The organism is Kosmotoga sp. DU53 (genome assembly GCF_001639905.1).
In the GTDB taxonomy this organism is placed as follows: Bacteria; Thermotogota; Thermotogae; order Petrotogales; family Kosmotogaceae; genus Kosmotoga; species Kosmotoga olearia.
Genome location: NZ_JGCK01000033.1, coordinates 67,478 through 85,289 on the forward strand (window position 1 = coordinate 67,478; position 17,812 = coordinate 85,289).

Annotated in this window: 16 protein-coding genes; 8 read left to right on the top strand and 8 right to left on the bottom strand. The window is 42.4% G+C overall.

What is annotated here, in order from left to right; all coding sequences use genetic code 11:
* The first annotated feature begins 27 nt into the window (after positions 1–27).
* The 3 genes from DU53_RS05115 (at position 28) to DU53_RS05125 (ending at position 2,778) form a co-directional block, all read left to right on the top strand.
* Positions 28–1,128: a ThiF family adenylyltransferase gene (locus tag DU53_RS05115; protein ID WP_015868368.1), complete on the top strand. Its 1,101-nt coding sequence runs from the start codon at positions 28–30 to the stop codon at positions 1,126–1,128.
* Complete coding sequence (locus DU53_RS05120; protein ID WP_015868369.1) at positions 1,109–1,297, top strand: MoaD/ThiS family protein; 189 nt, start codon at positions 1,109–1,111, stop codon at positions 1,295–1,297. Before DU53_RS05115 ends, DU53_RS05120 begins: the two co-directional genes overlap by 20 nt.
* A 134-nt stretch (positions 1,298–1,431) precedes the next feature.
* Positions 1,432–2,778, top strand: a complete 1,347-nt coding sequence (locus DU53_RS05125; protein WP_063727866.1) for a cyclic 2,3-diphosphoglycerate synthase — start codon at positions 1,432–1,434, stop codon at positions 2,776–2,778.
* 69 nt (positions 2,779–2,847) lie between these two features.
* Here the strand turns inward: DU53_RS05125 and DU53_RS05130 are convergent, their stop codons facing one another.
* From DU53_RS05130 to DU53_RS05145, 4 genes are all read right to left on the bottom strand, one after another.
* Positions 2,848–3,582 carry a protein-L-isoaspartate O-methyltransferase gene (locus tag DU53_RS05130; RefSeq protein ID WP_063727812.1) on the bottom strand — a complete coding sequence of 245 codons (735 nt, stop codon included), beginning with the start codon at positions 3,580–3,582 and terminating at the stop codon, positions 2,848–2,850.
* Positions 3,583–4,309: 727 nt separating this feature from the next.
* A complete protein-coding gene (locus tag DU53_RS05135) occupies positions 4,310–6,013 on the bottom strand; it encodes an HD-GYP domain-containing protein (RefSeq protein WP_063727814.1) in 1,704 nt (567 codons plus the stop codon).
* Between the two features lie 267 nt (positions 6,014–6,280).
* Positions 6,281–7,615: a TldD/PmbA family protein gene (locus DU53_RS05140; RefSeq protein WP_063727816.1), complete on the bottom strand. Its 1,335-nt coding sequence runs from the start codon at positions 7,613–7,615 to the stop codon at positions 6,281–6,283.
* Positions 7,612–9,003 carry a TldD/PmbA family protein gene (locus DU53_RS05145; protein ID WP_063727817.1) on the bottom strand — a complete coding sequence of 464 codons (1,392 nt, stop codon included), beginning with the start codon at positions 9,001–9,003 and terminating at the stop codon, positions 7,612–7,614. The genes DU53_RS05140 and DU53_RS05145 overlap by 4 nt, the downstream gene beginning before the upstream one ends.
* A gap of 115 nt (positions 9,004–9,118) precedes the next feature.
* Here DU53_RS05145 and DU53_RS05150 point away from each other — a divergent pair, with 115 nt between their 5' ends.
* A complete protein-coding gene (locus DU53_RS05150) occupies positions 9,119–9,715 on the top strand; it encodes an MBL fold metallo-hydrolase (protein ID WP_082853830.1) in 597 nt (198 codons plus the stop codon).
* On the opposite strand, the gene DU53_RS05155 is transcribed toward DU53_RS05150, so the two are convergent.
* From DU53_RS05155 to DU53_RS05170, 4 genes are read right to left on the bottom strand one after another with little or no spacing between them, the layout of a single operon-like run.
* Complete coding sequence (locus tag DU53_RS05155; protein WP_063727819.1) at positions 9,716–11,038, bottom strand: C69 family dipeptidase; 1,323 nt, start codon at positions 11,036–11,038, stop codon at positions 9,716–9,718. It abuts the gene before it with no gap.
* Positions 11,039–11,046: 8 nt separating this feature from the next.
* Positions 11,047–11,811 (bottom strand): YdcF family protein, encoded by a 765-nt coding sequence (locus tag DU53_RS05160; protein ID WP_063727821.1) that lies wholly within the window; start codon positions 11,809–11,811, stop codon positions 11,047–11,049.
* Between the two features lie 10 nt (positions 11,812–11,821).
* The gene (locus tag DU53_RS05165) at positions 11,822–12,544 is read right to left on the bottom strand and encodes a glycerophosphodiester phosphodiesterase family protein (protein WP_015868378.1); all 723 of its coding nucleotides are present in this window, start codon (positions 12,542–12,544) and stop codon (positions 11,822–11,824) included.
* The gene (locus tag DU53_RS05170; RefSeq protein ID WP_082853831.1) at positions 12,537–12,788 is read right to left on the bottom strand and encodes a hypothetical protein; all 252 of its coding nucleotides are present in this window, start codon (positions 12,786–12,788) and stop codon (positions 12,537–12,539) included. Before DU53_RS05170 ends, DU53_RS05165 begins: the two co-directional genes overlap by 8 nt.
* A 179-nt stretch (positions 12,789–12,967) precedes the next feature.
* On the opposite strand from DU53_RS05170, the gene DU53_RS05175 reads away from it, so the two are divergent.
* The 4 genes from DU53_RS05175 to pruA are packed head-to-tail and all read left to right on the top strand — an operon-like array spanning position 12,968 to position 17,811.
* Positions 12,968–13,285, top strand: a complete 318-nt coding sequence (locus tag DU53_RS05175) for a (2Fe-2S)-binding protein (RefSeq protein ID WP_041288664.1) — start codon at positions 12,968–12,970, stop codon at positions 13,283–13,285.
* Positions 13,272–15,086, top strand: coding sequence for an FAD-dependent oxidoreductase (locus DU53_RS05180; RefSeq protein WP_063727823.1), 1,815 nt, complete (start codon positions 13,272–13,274; stop codon positions 15,084–15,086). Before DU53_RS05175 ends, DU53_RS05180 begins: the two co-directional genes overlap by 14 nt.
* The gene (locus DU53_RS05185; RefSeq protein ID WP_063727826.1) at positions 15,079–16,221 is read left to right on the top strand and encodes an FAD-binding oxidoreductase; all 1,143 of its coding nucleotides are present in this window, start codon (positions 15,079–15,081) and stop codon (positions 16,219–16,221) included. The genes DU53_RS05180 and DU53_RS05185 overlap by 8 nt, the downstream gene beginning before the upstream one ends.
* 12 nt (positions 16,222–16,233) lie before the next feature.
* A complete protein-coding gene (gene pruA / locus DU53_RS05190) occupies positions 16,234–17,811 on the top strand; it encodes an L-glutamate gamma-semialdehyde dehydrogenase (RefSeq protein ID WP_063727828.1) in 1,578 nt (525 codons plus the stop codon).
* Position 17,812 lies beyond the last annotated feature (1 nt).

Sequence of the window (17,812 nt, forward strand, 5' to 3'; positions counted from 1 at the left end):
GAGAAGAGAGGGAAGGAGGGGGGTAATTTGGATGATACGGTTATCCTCACCTTATATGAAAGACAGATTCTGGTAGAAGGTATTGATATTGAATTTCAACAAAGACTCACAGAGCAGGTTTTGGGAGTTCCGAGAATACCTGCCGAAAGGTTGATAGTAAGGTTATTGTTCAGGTCAGGGTTGCTTGGGGTTTCCCAAGACTATTCCTGGGATGAAATGAAAGTTCTTTCGGGGATTAATTCTTATATTTTTCCTTCTTCAGAAACTACGGTTATTTTCGAAAATTCAAGTGAGATGTCAGTTGAGTATGACAACACCAATGATCGGGTTACAGTAAAATCCCCGGCAAATATTTCGGATATAGCCGCGGTAATACTGGCAAGCAAGGTCTTCATGGCTTTTTTGAAGAAGGAAGGCACAAAGCTTTCCCCGGATATAATACCGGATTTTGGCAGATTTTCAATCCCGGAAAACAAAAAGGTAATGGTGGTCGGAGCTGGAGGGCTTGGATCACCGGTAATTGAATATTTGCTCCGTTGGGGATTGAAAAAGCTGGTGGTTGTCGACAATGATTGGGTGAATGTATCCAACCTTCACAGACAGACGTTGTATTTCTACGAAGATATTGGGAAGCCAAAGGTCAAGGTTTTAGAGAAAAGGATTTCCCGTTTCATGCAGGACGTTGAAATCATCGGTTATGAGACAACATTTTGTGGAGAAATGTTGTCAAAAGAGAAACCAGATGTTGTTGTTTCAGCGGTGGATAATTTCAGGACTCGTTATGAAATCAACTATGAGTGTTATCGCAGGTACGTACCTTTTATCGACGCTGGTGTGTCTGGATACGAGGGTTATGTGATGAGACATACACCTGAAGAATCTTGTTACAGATGCTTTGTTGGTGATGATAAAAAGGATAAAGAAGGTAAAAAGCCAATTCTACCATTTACCAGCTATTTGGGTGGACTGCTGCAGGCTTACTGGGTATCTGCATTGTTAAATAATAAGAAATTGCCTCAAGCGTATTGGTTTGATCTGAAGAACATGATTTTCAGTTCTTTTGAGGTTCCAAAAAAGGAAACATGTCCTGTTTGTGGGAGGAATAGCCGTGGACGTCGTTTATGGTGATAAGAAGTGGAAATTCAACGAATCCATGACAGTTAAAGAACTTCTGGAAAAGACCGGTTTGAGAAGAGATCCGGTACTTGTTATGGCGGATGGACGTTTGTTAAGTCCGGAAGATGTTATTCATGCAGATGCCAGGGTACTAATAATAAATGCGGCGAATGGAGGTTAGCATACTCGCGCATACTCATGCATACTGTGGTAAAAAAGAGTCCTTTTTCTTTAATTGCTGTATTTTATGAATAGGTCTTTTTGAAGGCAGCTATTTTCGTTGATAAAATCAAAGCGGTACATTTAGAAAATCAAATGGAGGTGACATTTGTGACAAAGAAACGCGTCATAATAATGGGAGCTGCCGGAAGAGACTTCCATAATTTCAACACGTATTTTAGAGATAATCCAAATTATGAGGTAGTAGCTTTCACGGCAACACAAATCCCCGGTATCGATGACAAGAAATATCCGGCTGAACTTGCCGGCGAACTGTATCCTGATGGGATACCTATCTATTCTGAAGAAAGACTTTTCGACCTTATAAGGGAACACAATATCGATGAAGTTGTGCTCTCTTACAGTGATCTTCCTCATCAGTACGTGATGGAAAGAGCCGAAATAGTTCTCGCGGCTGGTGCGGATTTCAAACTGATGGGTCCAAAGAACACGATGTTGAAATCTTCTAAGCCTGTTATCTCGGTTTGTGCCATTAGGACAGGTTGTGGAAAAAGTCAGACCACCAGAAGGGTTCTCGATATCCTCAGAGCCAAGGGTAAGAAAGTCGTTTCTATCAGGCACCCGATGCCTTATGGTGATCTGGTAAAGCAGAAGGTCCAGAGATTTGCAGATTATTCAGATCTCGATAAGCACGAATGTACTATTGAAGAGCGTGAAGAATATGAACCTCATATCGACAGAGGTTCTATTATTTACGCTGGTGTTGACTACGAAGCCATTCTTCGCGAAGCTGAAAAAGAGGATGTTGACGTTATTCTCTGGGACGGCGGAAACAACGATTTCTCCTTCTACAAAACCGATCTTTATATAACCGTTGTTGACCCGCACAGGCCCGGTCATGAAATTACATATTACCCCGGAATGGCAAACCTCATTATGGCCGATGTTATTGTTATCAACAAAGAAGAAACGGCAGATCCAGAAGGCATCGATATAGTCAGGAAGAACATTGCAAAATACAATCCCAATGCCATCGTTATCGATGCAGCTTCACCGCTCATCGTTGAAGATGGAGAAAGCATAAAAGGTAAAAGAGTACTTGTTGTCGAAGATGGACCAACCCTGACTCACGGTGAAATGAGATATGGTGCTGGCTGGGTTGCTGCAAAGAAGTATGGTGCTGCTGAAATAATCGATCCCAGGCCTTACGCTGTTGGTTCTATAATCGATACTTACAAGAAGTATAACCATCTTGACCAGATCCTGCCTGCCATGGGTTACGGTGAAAAACAGATGAAAGAGCTTGAAGAAACCATAAACAACGCGGACGCCGATCTTGTCATAATTGGAACCCCGATAGACCTCAGAAGGGTTATCAAGATAAACAAACCTGCTGTGAGGGTAAGATACGAGCTTCAGGAGATTGGTGAGCCAACTCTGGAACAGGTAATAGATGACTTCCTGAAAAAACACAATATCTGAGTCTAAACAAAACAGAATTGAGCCGGGAGTTCATCTCCCGGCTTTTTTATGAGCACTGTTTGGTGCTTCTTAATCCAGAGTGTTTTTGTCAACGGGTTTTAAATTTTTTCCATCGAAAATAAGTTCGTAGTCGAAGATCTGAGGTAAGAACGTTCTATATTCGTGTTGCCCTTTCATCGACATAAAAACAGCGTCTATTAGTTTATGAGCGTGTATTCGCTCTCCCCTTCTAGTGAACTTATAGACGGGTGTGTAGAAGCTGTTGAAGACAATCGGGGCAACGATCATTCCACCAGAACTCTTAAGTTGTTCTATCCATTGAACGGGAAGGGTTTCGCAAGCAACCATAGAGATTATGGCATCGTAAGGAGCCTTCAAACTATATCCCTCAAATCCGTCTCCACTGATGCAGGTAATATTTTCAACCCCATAACGTTCGAAATTCCTTAGTGCTATTTCATGGAGTTCACGATTGTACTCGATGCTAATGACTTCGCCATCTTTGAGAATTGTGGCGAGTATTAGAGTGGCATATCCTGTTCCTGTCCCTATGTCAAGCACTTTCTCATTTCCTGTGAGATTTAGATTTTGAATCATTTGGACAACAAGGGATGGTTGGGTTGAGGTGCTGATGATGAACCCGTTCTTTTCTGCGGAAGGAAGGACTTCATCGATGTGCGCGAGGAATTTATATTTCGGCAGGACAAACTCGCTTCTGTCAATTTCGCACATTGCCTGATAAATTCTTGAATCTCTTATGATGTTCCTCTGGAGCAGTTCATCGGCGAGGTCACGGGACTTCATGATGTTTAGGCATTCCTCGTATTATTAATGAAATGCCAGTACCTCCCTTCTTCGGATTTTTAGCCAATTTTTGTTTTTTTTTGTCTTCTTTCACGTATTAGTGTGAGTCCCTTACGAAGTATAACAGTTATATTCTTTTTTCACAGCAGAGTGTTATCTCTAATCAGGCAGTAATTTGCCAAGTCAATATCAAAATCTCATTTGTGAAAACCCGCTTCGGTGATGCAAACGCTTTTTTCCGATATAAAATAATTCGGTCGATTTTGTTAGTAATTCACGGTGATTTTTATCCAATGTTATAGCTCAATCGTATGATATTTCCACGAGGGAAACTATACAAGAAAAGCGAAGGAAACGCTAAAAAAACCGATTTACAGTGAGATATTACCGAATTTTGAGGATTACATGTAAAAAAAGCAGTTATTCTCGTGAATAATCACGCTTATACACTCTTTGGCGATATTGCTCTCGAATTGTACAATAAAGATGTCAAACGAATGAGATATACTTTAGTACAATAAACAAGAAAGATTCTATCAATTACATCAAACGATTAAATTCAAAACAACGCATGGAAGTGAAAGGTAGTAGTTTGTGAGAATACATAATCTATTTAAAGGGGGTAATGAGAATGATTCCAACACCAATGGGTAGTCCAGGATGGTGGAAGGTACCTGTGGAAGACGAGGAATTAGGGGAAGTTTGAGGATTTCAATGTAATAAATAATTATCGATGGGGCGTAGCCCCATTTTTTTCTACTAACTCTCCAATGATTTCAGACCAGACCTCCTCGAAATCAAGTTCGTAAGGTTGAGGAATTCCCTCTTCAACACATAAAACAAGACTTTCGATTATTTCTTTTTTTACAATGTTTTCACCATGCTCGCAAATATATTTTAAGGTGTCATCTGAGGACAGCCCTTTTCTATATGGTCGATCGGTCGTCAGAGCGTCGTAGATATCCGCAATTGCGACAATCTGAGCGAGTTCAGGTATTTTTTCACCTTGCAAGCCCAAGGGATAGCCTGAGCCGTCCAGGCGCTCGTGGTGCAGCATGACTACATCCACGATTTCTCTGGGGAAATCCTGATTCTTCAAATACTGTGCTCCGATCAGGGGATGTTGTTCTATAATCGCTCTTTCTTCAGGGGTTAGCTTTGCCGGTTTGTTCAGTATTTCGGAGGGTATTTCGATCTTTCCGAAGTCGTGGAGCATAGCCCCAACAGAAAGATAGAAAAGGTGGGTACGATCTATCCCGAGTTTTCTGGCGATCCTGTGGGAGATCATAGAAACCCTGAGCGTATGGGAAGCTGTGTAGTTGTCTTTCTTTCTAAGTTCCTCGATGAGTTCTTTAAAAATAAGCGCGATACTAGCAAGGAGGTTATTGAGAAGGTCTTCGATGTGTGGAGAGCTGATTTTATATACATGCAAAAGCTCAAATGCTTTAATGGCACTTCTAAGTCCTTCAAATTTTTTGCCCTCGCTGTTTTTTATCAGTGCATCGAGAACGAGGGTTTCGCCTTTCATGTAGTTGTTTGTCTTATATTCAGTGGAGTTAATCAGCTTTTCGTGATAAAATTTCGCACGCTGGATGTTTCCGTTCATGACGTAGTAATGCCCCAGAAAAATATGAGAAGACCAATTGTCTATCCATTCTTTATTTGAGTTGTTTAGTTCTTCCAGGTTTTGAACAGCTATAGCAGTCTTTTGGGGATCAGACAGTTGCAAGAATATTTTCAGCTTCATTGTTTCGTAATATCCGATAGTACTTGGGGAGTCATGAACGTTAATTTTTTCAAGCATCCTCAAGGCTAATTCAAATTCTTTTCTACCATAATAGTAATCTGCCAGGTTGTAAAGAACCATGTTTCTTCGTGTTTCGTCTTTTGCGTGTTTTAAAGCTAATAGATAATATTTTTCAGGATCACTGCCTTTGACTAATTGAGCAGTAACCAAAGCCATACCATTGTAATATTCAAAAATCAGGTCTCTGGGAACGAATTTCTCTAATAAACTCAATTTTTCATAATATTTCAAGGTTTCCGGTACGTCTCCGGTTTCGAATGCCGTCATCATTTGAAGAAAACGCAGCTTGATAACATGCGGAAGTTTCTCGTCTTCATCTTTTATAAATTCCTTAGCCAGCGATAGGATCAACTTGGCTCTTCCATCAAGATTTCTTCTGGCAAAGAAATACGCGAGTTCGTAGATTCCTTCCAGCAATTGTTCTTTTGTAAAATTTTCTATGATGGGTTTTTTTGCGAAAGTTCTTGTTATGGCAAAATCAAGTGCCACGGCAAAATTGAACGATTCATCATTTAAATCGTTCTTTTCCAAAATCTTTTTAAGTTCGTTTTGTATTTCATCGGCGTGCTCGTAATCAAACTTTTTTGCCAGACGTCTTAGTCGCTTCAGTATATTTTCAGTCATATTTTCTCCTCAAGAATATGTTACCATGAAAACCGCTTTAAGAGAAAATCTCTAAGCGTACTAAATTTTGAATCAACGCTTAATATTTTCACACAATCGATTGATATGAAAATGTTACTCACTTTAATATCGTTGGGTTCAATTGTTTGAGTGTTGGGTATCCTATTAGGGTGGTTCTGCTTTTAGTAGTCGTTCTGTAATGAAAAAACCAGAGAACCTTCTCTGGTTCACTGGTTCTCCGGTTTCCTATATTATTTTCTTTTGTTGTTATTGTTTCCCGGTGAAAGAGACGGTGTCAACCAGGATATAAGGAAGTTCTCCCATTGTTGTTTGTTCCCTTTCTCTGGAAACAGCAACAATATGGTTCAGCAGCTCCAGCGCGTTTCCAGATACGAGTGTTCCCGTTACCGGGTGAATTCTGTTACCGTTTTCCAGATACCAGCCTCCTTTAACAGCGCCGGAGAACAACCCGTTCACGGGATTTATATTTCCGCTGAATCTATTTACATATACACCCTTATCGATCATTTTGTAGATATCATCGAGGGGTATTTCACCTTCAATGACAGCGTTGTAGATGCTTATTTCCGGGAGGCTGGAGTAATCCCCTGTGGCATGTCCTGTCATCGGTGCCTTAAGAAGCGTTGCGGAATACGCATTGTGGATGAATGTTTTCAGAACACCATTCTCGATGAGGGTCAAGCGTTTTGTCGGGACGCCTTCCCTGTCAAAAGGTGTGGAATAGGGATTATATGGAATGGTGGGATCGTCGTATATGGTCAGATTTTCCCCCGCAATTTTCTCCCCGATTTTTTCTTTGAAGGGACTGCGGTTTTCCAGGATGTTTTCACCGCTGAGTAAGAAACTGAGAGGCATAATTATAAGCCTTTCGACGGTGGAGGGGCTCAAGAGAGCAAGTCCTTTGAAAGAGTTACACGGTTTGGCACCCAGTGAGCCAAGAACGCTGTTTGCAAAACTTTGGGCAGCTTCATGAAGTTTCGATTCTATTTCTTCAGGATTCAGAATCATTCCATAACGGTAGTCAAAAGAGGAAATATCGTTCCCATCAATTGCCATTCCCATTATTACGTATGACAGGGAGGATTTGCTTTTGGTGGCGCTGATACCTCTGGAGTTTACAAGCCGGGAATCAGTCACGGTTAGCTGGACCTGGGCGGAATCTATCGTTATTCTTGAGTCAATTTTCTTTACAGTTTCGAACAGTAGTTTGCCGAGTTCCAGAACTTTTGGAAGGTTGTATTCGCCGAGCTCTTTAGAATATAGACCGGGAATCTCTTTTATATCGGCAGGGTCTGGCAATACATTTCCGGGGTCAGCCTGGGATTTTTCCATTGCACGAACAGCGTCATCGATAAGAACCGCCAGGTCATCTTCCTCGATGGTATTGGAAGCTCCAAAACCAAGCTTTCCATCTTTTACAACTCTTACCCCGATTCCATTCATTTCGTCTTCGTGCAGTGTTTTGAGTTCATTTTTCTCGAAGAAAACTCTCGCTCTTTTTGTATGCTGAAAATATACCTCGGCATCTCCTTTGCTTTTATTTTTAGCCAGTTCAAGAGCTTTTTTGACTATTTCTCTCATTTTTGTTCCCCTCCTATCTTGACTTTACACCTTATATGAGGGCCACCAGCATCTACCTTGGCAGGCTGGAATTTTCCACAATATCCGGCTCCCAGTGTAAATTCAAAATCATTTCCAACCGCATCTACTGATTTAAGAACTTCAAAAGCCTGCCCGGAGATGGTTATTCCCTTCACTGGTTCCCCGATTTTTCCGTTTTTTATTTCGTAGGCTTCAAGAACACCAAACATGAATTCTGCGTTGGCATCTGCCTGGCCGCCGCCACCGAGTCCTTTGAGGTATAAACCTTCTTTTGTGGTCCCGATTATCTCTTCAACAGGGGTTTCACCAGGTGCTATGTATGTGTTTCTCATCCTGATTATAGGTTCATCTGAATAAGTGAAGGCTCTTGCATTTCCTGTCGGTTCGACACCAAAAACAGCGGCTGTTTCAGCATCGTGGAGATACGATTCCATAATTCCATTCCTTATTACGTAAACCTTTTTTGTGAGGTTTCCTTCATCATCTATCAAGACTATTCCAGAGGCACCGGTTCTTAGTTCTGGATTGGGGTCATCTATCAAAGTGACGAGATCGCTTGCAACTTTCTTTCCTATCATCCCTTTAGCTGCGGATCCGGCAAGAACAAAATCGGCTTCAACCGTATGCCCTATAGCCTCATGAGCAAGCACACCCACCAGAGATGGATGTAAAACAACAGTATAGATGCCACCTTCTGGAGTTTTTCTACCGAGCTTATCCAGAGCAATCTTTGCAGCTTCTTCGGCCATTTCTTCCCATGATTTATCGCCGAAGAGTTCTCCCCAACCACCAGTGGCTCCGGAACTTGCATAACCTAACTCCATTTCATTTCCGTCACTTGCAAAAGCAATAGCCCGGAAATCAGCTTTTACATCATAATAGGTTGCTTCCACGCCATAGTTTGAAACCATGGTTTTATTGTCGATAAGCTCCATATAGGTTGAACTGGAAGAAACAATCTTTTCGCTCACGTTTTTGATTTTTTCAGCGGTTTTCCTGACGAGGTCTATCTTTTCATCAACCGTGTGGTTTTCAACCGGGTCAGTTTCAATGATCTTAAACTCTCCTCTGGCAGGTTTGAAGATAGGTTTGTAAATCTCTCCTGATTTAACTCCTTTCCCTTTACGCGCAGCGTCGATAGCGCTTTCAATGGCTTTTGAGATTCCGGCTTTTGTCATGATGCTGGTACTGGCAAATCCCCAGACTCCTTCGTACCAAACTCTGACGCTGACACCTGTTAGTTTTTTCGTGGATGCTTCTTTTAGTTTCCCGTTAGAGAAACTAAAAACGCGAGAGGTTCTGGCGTGGTATCTGAGAAGAACCGGATAAGAAACCGCCGGTACCACGGATTTCAATAGTTCTATCATTTCCACACCTCCATTTATTCATTAACACAAATCCATTATATAATAATACGCAGTGTGAACTAAATACGTTGGTGAGCTGCTAAAATATCTTAAAAAGGTTTAGGAGGCAAATAAAGTGATTGAAAGAGTAATATCTTCAGTACTTGATGAAAATTCATATATAGCAGAAATTGAGGGAACCGTATACGTTGTAGATCCTGGAAAAGGAGCTGCCGAGTTTATTAAAAAGCGTTATGGTAATGAAGAGGTTTTTGTGCTTTTAACTCATTGCCATTCAGATCATTTGATTGATCTTCCGGAGTTAAAGATAAAAGCTATATATATGCATCCCGAAGAAAAGATCGTTTTTGAAACCCCAGAATTAAACTTCGTTAGTTACTTTGGGTTGGATCAATCTCAGCTCAGTAAGTTGAAAAAATTTTTGACAGATGAACCCGGAGAACACTGGAAAGTGTTACATACACCCGGGCACACTCCCGGTTCATGTTGTTATTTGTTGCGTAACAGGTACCTGTTCACTGGAGATACACTTTTTGAGCGAGCGATAGGAAGAACAGATTTACCGGGCGGTGATCCGAAGAAAATGGAAAATTCCTTGAGGTTATTAAAATCTTTTCTTGTGAATAATCCTGAACTGGTAATACTTCCGGGTCATGGCTCTTCAACAACATCCGCCAGCATTTTGAAGGAAAATCCATTTTTGAATTTCTAATCAGAGCCTTGTTTTATGCGATTTACCTTTTTTGCCGAAAAAACGCTTATTCTGGAGGTTCCAGTACAAACGAAACACAGGAGAAGCTTTTCCTTTTTTCAGATTTTCAGATTTCTCAATCAAAAGATCGCCAATCTTCCAGCTTTCGTCAAAAGCCATTTTGGTGATTTTGCAGAGTTCGTCAAAATCCTGTGTGTCCATTGATTTCAGCTCTTCCACAAGTTCGAGAAGCTTTTTTTCCAGGGGTATAGCTAATCCTTCGAAGAGTTCTTTTGCCTGCGAATAGTTTTTTAGGGCTCTTCTATGAAATCTTTCCCAGTGGAACCAATGCTTTAAGGCCTCATCCTCTGAGTTGTATGGAAGAGAACTTTTTTCACTGTCAAACCACACCGGTTTGAAGATTGAGAGACACGGAGCACTGCCAGAAGTTACCCAGACTGTCGCTTTTTCACCGATTTCACAGACCATAGAAGCTGTCGTCTGACTGGAGATGATTCCACCTGCGTGCATACAAACGGTTTTCATGGAACCTTTCGTTATGTTTTCCTTTCCCCCATGATCCCTTAAGATTTCAAAGAGTTTTTTTACGTTTATATCAGGCAGAGCATCTCTCAAAAGTTTTTCGGAACGTTCTTTTCTTATTTTTCCGCCGGATAAGGAAGCGTACAGCTCTTTCCCATAGGCTTTTTTGAATTCAAAATCATCTATACTCTTGCACCAGTGTTTTTTCACAGCGTGTTCGATGGCTTCAGGATGGATCATGTCGAAATCATTTCCAATTGTCAGGGCATTTGATATGGTACAGATTGTTTTGATTTCCTTTGCCACCCAGTACTTTCCTGCTGTTTCTAAAAGCCATACCTTGCTTTTATCTGCTATTATGAAGGAATTATGATACATGAGTTTTTTGTTGAGAGCTCCATTGCCGCCCTGGCCAGGGATTTCCAGAAGAGAAGTGATTATCTCCAGAGCGGAATCAGCCGAATCGGCCCTTTCGAGAACAATTCTGAGTATATCCATTCCCAGGAGCCCATTTTTGTTTACCGGCTCTTTTGTGAAAACCGCTTCATTTCCTATCACGACATTTTTATCGTTCACCCCCATTTCTCCACCCCATATCCACGAAGGCTTTGAGAGAATGAGAGCGTTCGTTCTTTTGACCTGAGGAAGAGTGATATAAGTAGCACCTATTTCCTTTTCTTCCGGGATCCGTGAAGGAAAGTATACGATGCTCTGGGGTTCATTTGGTTCCCGATCGCTGTTTTTAGCGAAGAAGAGAATTCCGCCGGTTAATTTTGGAGCTACTACAAGGGTATCGCACATACTTTCCCCTACCTTTTTGCGTTGTACCAGATAATACCGATAAATTCATGTATTCCTGAAAGATTTGCAGTTAAAGCGTCTCTGTGTGGAAGGAAGTCAACCCAGCTCAAATCGGTATAGTCGTAGAGGTAATCCGTTGGATAAGGGATCACGTTCAATCCCTGTTCTTCAAAACTTTCCACGGATCGTTTCATATGTACAGCCGAAGTTACCAGAACTATCTTTTTCCATTCCTTTTTTTTACAGATTTCGGCAACTCGAACCGCATTCTCATAGGTATTCCTCGCTGAGTTTTCAACAATTACATCATTTTCATTTATTCCCCAATTGAGCAGCGTGTTCAACATTACCTCACTTTCCGATAGTGAATCACGTCCCATGGGTGTTCCACCTGTAACAATGATTGGGTTACCTGTTGCTGTATGTATCTGAAAAGCTTTATAAAGCCTTTTGAGAGTATGATCGCCTGGTTCTAGTTCACACGGAGCTATGATCATTCCCCCTCCCAGAACAACAATTGCTTCAGCTGTATCTAAAAGTGAGGCATTTGGTACCGAATATTCAGTTTCCAGAGGCCTTACGTAAAGATAAGTGCCTATACCGCTCATTAAGAGATACGAGAAGAGCCCGATAATAAGGATAGAAAATGACAACATTTTCTGGAGAGGAGAGATTGCCTTTTTAAGGCTGATCAGGCCAATTATGATAATTAAAACCATTATGATTCCCGGTGGAACGAGTATAGAACTGATCACTTTTTCAAGATAAAACATCTAAAACCCCCTATCTTCCACCTTTCAGGGCGAGAATGGAAAGAAGGTTGTCGGTGATAAAGAAATCGCAGTGCTGTCTGACTTTGAGTGCTAATTCTGGATCGTTGATAGTCCAGAGGGCTATTTTTATTCCGTTGTTACGCAGTAGTCTTAAAAAGGCAAGACCGGTTTCCAGGCCAAACTCGTCGAATAACTGAACAGGCAAATGCAGCGAATAGGGTTTGTATCTATTGAGCAGTTCTTCGAGATAGCCAACAGGATCTTTTCCTTTTGCGTCTTCCCCTATTAGAAGCCCTATTTTGGCGTCTGGGGTGTTCGCTTTCACGTCCAGAAGGCATTCATGATGAAAGGAGGAGAAAATGGTTCTTTCTATGGCGTTGAAGCTGTTGACAAGAGGACCTACGAACTTAGCGGCGTCAGGATCTTTAATCTCCACATTCACAATAGCGTTGTTTGGCAGTTCAAGATAGAGTTTTTCCAGCGTTGTGAGTTTTTCATCAGATATGAGGCCAATTTTTTTGAGCTCTTTATAAGTGATCTCTTTGACCTTAGCGTCAACTCCGTAGAGTCGTTTTAAATCCTCGTCGTGTGCCAGAAGCAGAGATCCGTCTTTCGTTAACCATACATCAGTCTCTACTCCGTCTGCACCAATCTGTACTGCCCTGATCAAGGATAAAAGAGAGTTTTCATCGTTGCCTTCTCCCATGCCTCTGTGTCCCAGTACTTTAACCATCGTTTCTACCCCCTAAATCTAAATATGTTCTGCCGGAAGACCCTTTCTCCTGAATTATTTGATTTGCCTCTTCGATGATGCTATCGAGTTCTTCACTTTTTCCCTGTCTGTTGACTTCTTCCTCAAGTGTACCCCAGAGAACGTCTCCACAAACCATTAACTTTATACCTTTTTTCAGAAAAAAATCGATCAGGAAAGGATAACGATCAACTATCTCAGGAATAGGCATGTTTTTACTGATCATATCCATCCTCCCAATGAAAGGATATTTGTCCTTTAGTGCTCTATACATTCGATTATAGCAGGTTAATAAATGCGTACATCTTTATGCTTCGTATTAGAAATTTTTTTCTTATGGTGTATAAAACATATACTTGTATTGTAAACTACAAAATTTTTTATTGCGATAGGGGGCAAAAATCTGTGGAGAGATTGCGAGAGCATCCTATCCTCAAAATCAAGAGGGGTCGCAAAATTCATTTCTTCTTCGAAGGAAAAGAATTCGAAGCATACGAAGGCGAGACCATTGCAGCGGCTCTTCACGCAAACGGTATAAGAGTGTTGAGAATCACCCCAAAGCGACAACGCGCACAGGGCCTTTTTTGTGCCATAGGAAAATGCTCTTCCTGTCTTATGGAAGTTGATGGTGTTCCAAATGTTAGAACATGCATAACCCCGGTGCGCGAAGGAATGTCTGTCAGGCGTCAAAAAGGAAGAGGTGAGATTGTTGAACAGGATTGATGCTCTGGTAATTGGAGGAGGTCCTGCTGGTCTTGCCGCAGCCATAGAAATCGGCAAGAGTGGGTTAAAGGTATTGGTAGTTGATGAGGGAGTCAGACCCGGAGGACAATTGGTTAAGCAGACACACAAGTTTTTCGGCAACAAAGAATTCTACGCTTCCATCAGAGGATTCGAAATAGCGGAAAATCTCATTCAAGAACTGAAGAAGATGGACAATGTGAGAATCATGACTGAGTCAACGGTCATTGGAATCTATGAAGATGGTGTTCCTGTGCTTCACAGGCCTCGTGACAAGACAATTCTCTATCATCCAAGAAGAATTCTAGTGGCAACCGGTGCGTCAGAAAAGTATCTTCAGTTCGATAACAACGATCTTCCTGGGGTTTATGGTGCTGGTGCGGTACAAACACTCATGAATCAGTTTGGGGTATTACCTGGAAAAAATGTTTTGATGATAGGTTCTGGAAATATTGGATTGATAGTTAGTTATCAGTTAATGCAAGCGGGGGTCAATGTAAAGGCTATCGTAGAGGCAGCTGATAGGGTAGGAGGCTATCAGGTACACGCCGATAAGGTAAAGAGACTGGGAATCCCCATTTTGCTCAGACACACTATCGTGAAGGCAATAGGGGAAAAGGAGGTTCAGGGTGCGGTAGTTGTACAGGTGGATGATCGTTGGAAGCCGATACCTGGTACAGAAAGAGAGTTTGTTGTGGATACAATATGTGTTGCCGTTGGGTTATTACCTTCTGCGGAGCTTATAGCACAAGCCGGTGGAAAGCTACAATTTATACCTGAACTTGGAGGCTATGTTCCGGTAAGAGATGAAGATATGAGAACCACGGTTCAAAGTGTTTTCGTTGCTGGTGATGCCGGTGGTATAGAAGAAGCAACAACGGCTATGATTGAGGGTCGTGTGGCCGGATTGAATATTGTAAAAGACCTTAAAGGGAGTATAGATGGGGTTTATTTGGATCATCTGAAATCCCAGCTCGAAGGGTTTAGAAGCGGTCCCACATCTGAAAAAGTGAGAAAGGGATTGCGAAAACTTGGTATCGAGTTCCATCCTGGTAGTTATGAAGTTAATCGGAATAGTGTTTCGAAGAATTATATTGGAAAGCTGAGGCCCATAATAGAGTGTTTCGAAGCTATTCCCTGTAATCCCTGTGAAACAAGCTGTCCTGTTGGTGCCATAACGATCGGTGAAAACATAAACAATGTACCTGTCGTCAATTACGATAAATGTACCGGCTGTGGAATTTGTGCTACCAAATGTCCCGGTCTCGCCATATTTATGCTTCAGGAGTTCCCCGAAAAAGGAAAAGCCATAATAGGCATACCTTACGAATTCCTCCCGATTCCCGAAAAAGGCGAAATGGTTGTTACCCTCCGAAAAGACGGTAGTGTTGCCGGAACAGGTGTTGTTCATAAAGTTATCAAAACACAGAACAGCACGACAGTCGTTTATGTGGAAATTCCCATCGAACATGCATCAGAGGTCAGGCATATTCATGTAGGTGAAAAAGAGGAAAATGCCTTTGTTTGCCGGTGTGAAGAGATAACCGTGGAGGAGATAGAAAAGGCTATCGAAGAAGGTTTTACTGATTTTGAGGAGCTAAGAAGACGCTTGAGGATATCCATGGGACCCTGTGGGGGTAGAACATGCCGTTTGAACGCACTCATGATACTTTCGAGAAAAACAGGTATTCCTGTTGAAAAATTTGATCCTGGCACGTTTAGGCCTCCAGCAGTTCCAACGACTTTTAGAGCCATCGCACGGGAGCGTGAAGAAGATGAATGAAAGGGCATCCGTTGTGATAATAGGTGGCGGAATAATTGGAACCGCCATAGCTTTTTACCTGCGCAAGAACGGAATGAATGATGTAGTTGTTCTGGAAAAGAATTACCTTTCCTCAGGAGCTACGGGAAGATGCGGTGGGGGGATAAGGCAGCAGTGGAGTGAAAGGATGAATGTTCGCCTTGCAATGAGGAGCGTGAAGCTTTTTGAAAACTTTGAAGAAGACGTTGGCATGGATATAGAGTACTACCAGGGGGGATATTTGCTTCTCGCATACACAGATGAAGAGGTTGGTTTTTTCGAGAAAAATGTGAAAATGCAGCAGGAAGAAGGACTTGATGTTCGCATACTGGCAAAACAAGAAGTAGAACGTATGTTCCCATTTATGAATTTAGAAGGTGTCAAATTGGCCACATACTGTCCCACAGACGGCCATGCCAACCCGCATTTAGCGACCTTTGCATATGCCAGAGCTGCCGAAAGGATGGGAGCAAAGATTTACACTCACACAGAAGCCACAGGTATCGATGTTGCTAACGGTCAAATAATCGGTGTTCAAACCAGTAAGGGTTATATTAAAACCTCCATTGTCATAAATGCTGCAGGCGGTTATTCAAAAGAGGTCGGTTTGATGGCAGGTGTGGAATTGCCGACAGAATCTTACCGCCACCAGATATTCGTTACGGAACCTCTCGAACATATACTCGATCCGTTGGTTATAAGTTTCGAAAACAATTTTTATATCAGGCAGACAAAGTCCGGCAACTTCATCATGGGTCAGGGAGATAAGGACGAGCCACCAAGCCACAATCACAATCCGAGCTGGCGCTTTTTAAAGGAAATGACTCAGAAGATGCCAAAATTCTTTCCTTTTCTTGAGGACGTTAGGGTACTCAGGCATTGGGCCGGATTGTACAACATGTCTCCGGATGCTCAACCCATAATAGATAAAGCGGACAACGTACAGGATTTCTATTTTGCCGTGGGTTTTAGCGGGCACGGTTTCATGCTGGCACCTGCCGTTGGGGAAGCCCTTGCGGAATGGATTGTTTACGGTAAACCGGAGAAAATAGATATCTCAAATCTCAAAATAGATAGATTTGCAAAAGGTGTTTCAAGAGAAAAAAATGTTGTATAAGGAGGTATGAATATGCCAGAGGCCACAGATTACATTATTCTTCCGCCCTTTAAGAATGAAGGGTACATCAACGTTTCTGATCCAGAGATCCAGCGGAAGATGAAAGAAGCTTTCGAAAAAATCGAAAAAGAGAGCAAGGAATACGACATAATAGTTGCAGGTAAAAGAATTAAAACCGATCGGAAGATACGCTCTATCAACCCTAGCAACCCTGAAGAGGTTGTTGGAATCGTTTCAAAGGCGGATAAAGAAATTGTCGATACGGCTATCGAAAAAGCGTGGAAGGTCTTTGAATACTGGAAAAATCTCCCGGTCGAAAAACGGGTGGAGCCGTTCCTTAGAGCCGCCAAAATAATGAGGGAAAGGCGCTACGAGCTTGACGCAACGATGATAATGGAGGTTGGGAAGAACTGGCTCGAAGCCGATGCGGATCTTGCTGAAGCGATTGATTTCCTCGAATTCTACGCACGTGAAGCTGTCAGATATGCGTCCCCTCAACCGGTGGTGAGAATCCCCACTGAAAACAATGAATTGGTTTACATTCCTCTTGGGGTTGGTGCGGTAATTCCGCCATGGAACTTCCCTGCAGCCATAATGGCCGGAATGACCACAGCAGCGGCTATAACAGGAAATTGTGTCATACTCAAGCCCGCGAGTGACTCTCCTGTAATAGCCGCAAAATTTGTTGAGATCCTTCATGAAGCTGGTCTACCCGAAGGAGTGGTCAATTACGTTCCGGGAAGTGGTGGAGAGATAGGTGATTATATCGTACAGCATCCGAAGATAAGGTTCATCTCCTTCACCGGCTCAAAAGAAGTGGGGTTGAGAATAAACGAGCTCGCTGCGAAGCACCAGCCTGGGCAGCTCTGGATAAAGCGTGTTGTTCTAGAAATGGGCGGAAAAGATGCTGTCGTAGTTGATGAAACAGCCGATCTTGATGCTGCAGCTGAAGGGTGTGTTGCCAGCGCCTTTGGGTTCCAGGGGCAGAAATGTTCTGCCGGATCCCGTATAATCGCCGTTAAGGAGATATACGACGAACTCCTTGAAAAAGTCGTTGAAAGAACGAAAAAGATAAAGATCGGTGATGTGAGAGACCCAGAAAATTGGCTCGGCCCGGTTGTGAACCAGTATGCCGAGAGGAAGATTTTAAGCTATATAGAAATCGGTTCAACAGAGGGCAGAATCGTTCATGGCGGCAAGAAGGTGAAGAGTCTTCCCGGATATTTCATTGAGCCAACCATAATCGCTGATGTTGATAGAAATGTGCGGGTGGCTCAGGAAGAAATCTTTGGACCGGTAACAGCTTTTATAAGAGCCGATGATTTTGATGACGCGATGGCGATAGCGAATGGAACGGAGTATGGCCTTACGGGTGCGCTTTATACCAGAAAGCGCGAAAGGATAGAAACAGCCAAAAGGGTTTTCCATGTTGGGAATTTGTATTTCAACAGGAAATGTACGGGAGCACTTGTTGGGGTTCATCCCTTCGGTGGTTTCAACATGTCCGGGACGGATTCAAAGGCTGGCGGAAGGGATTATCTGTTACTATTTTTGCAGGCCAAATCGATATCTGAGAAGATAAACCTGTAAA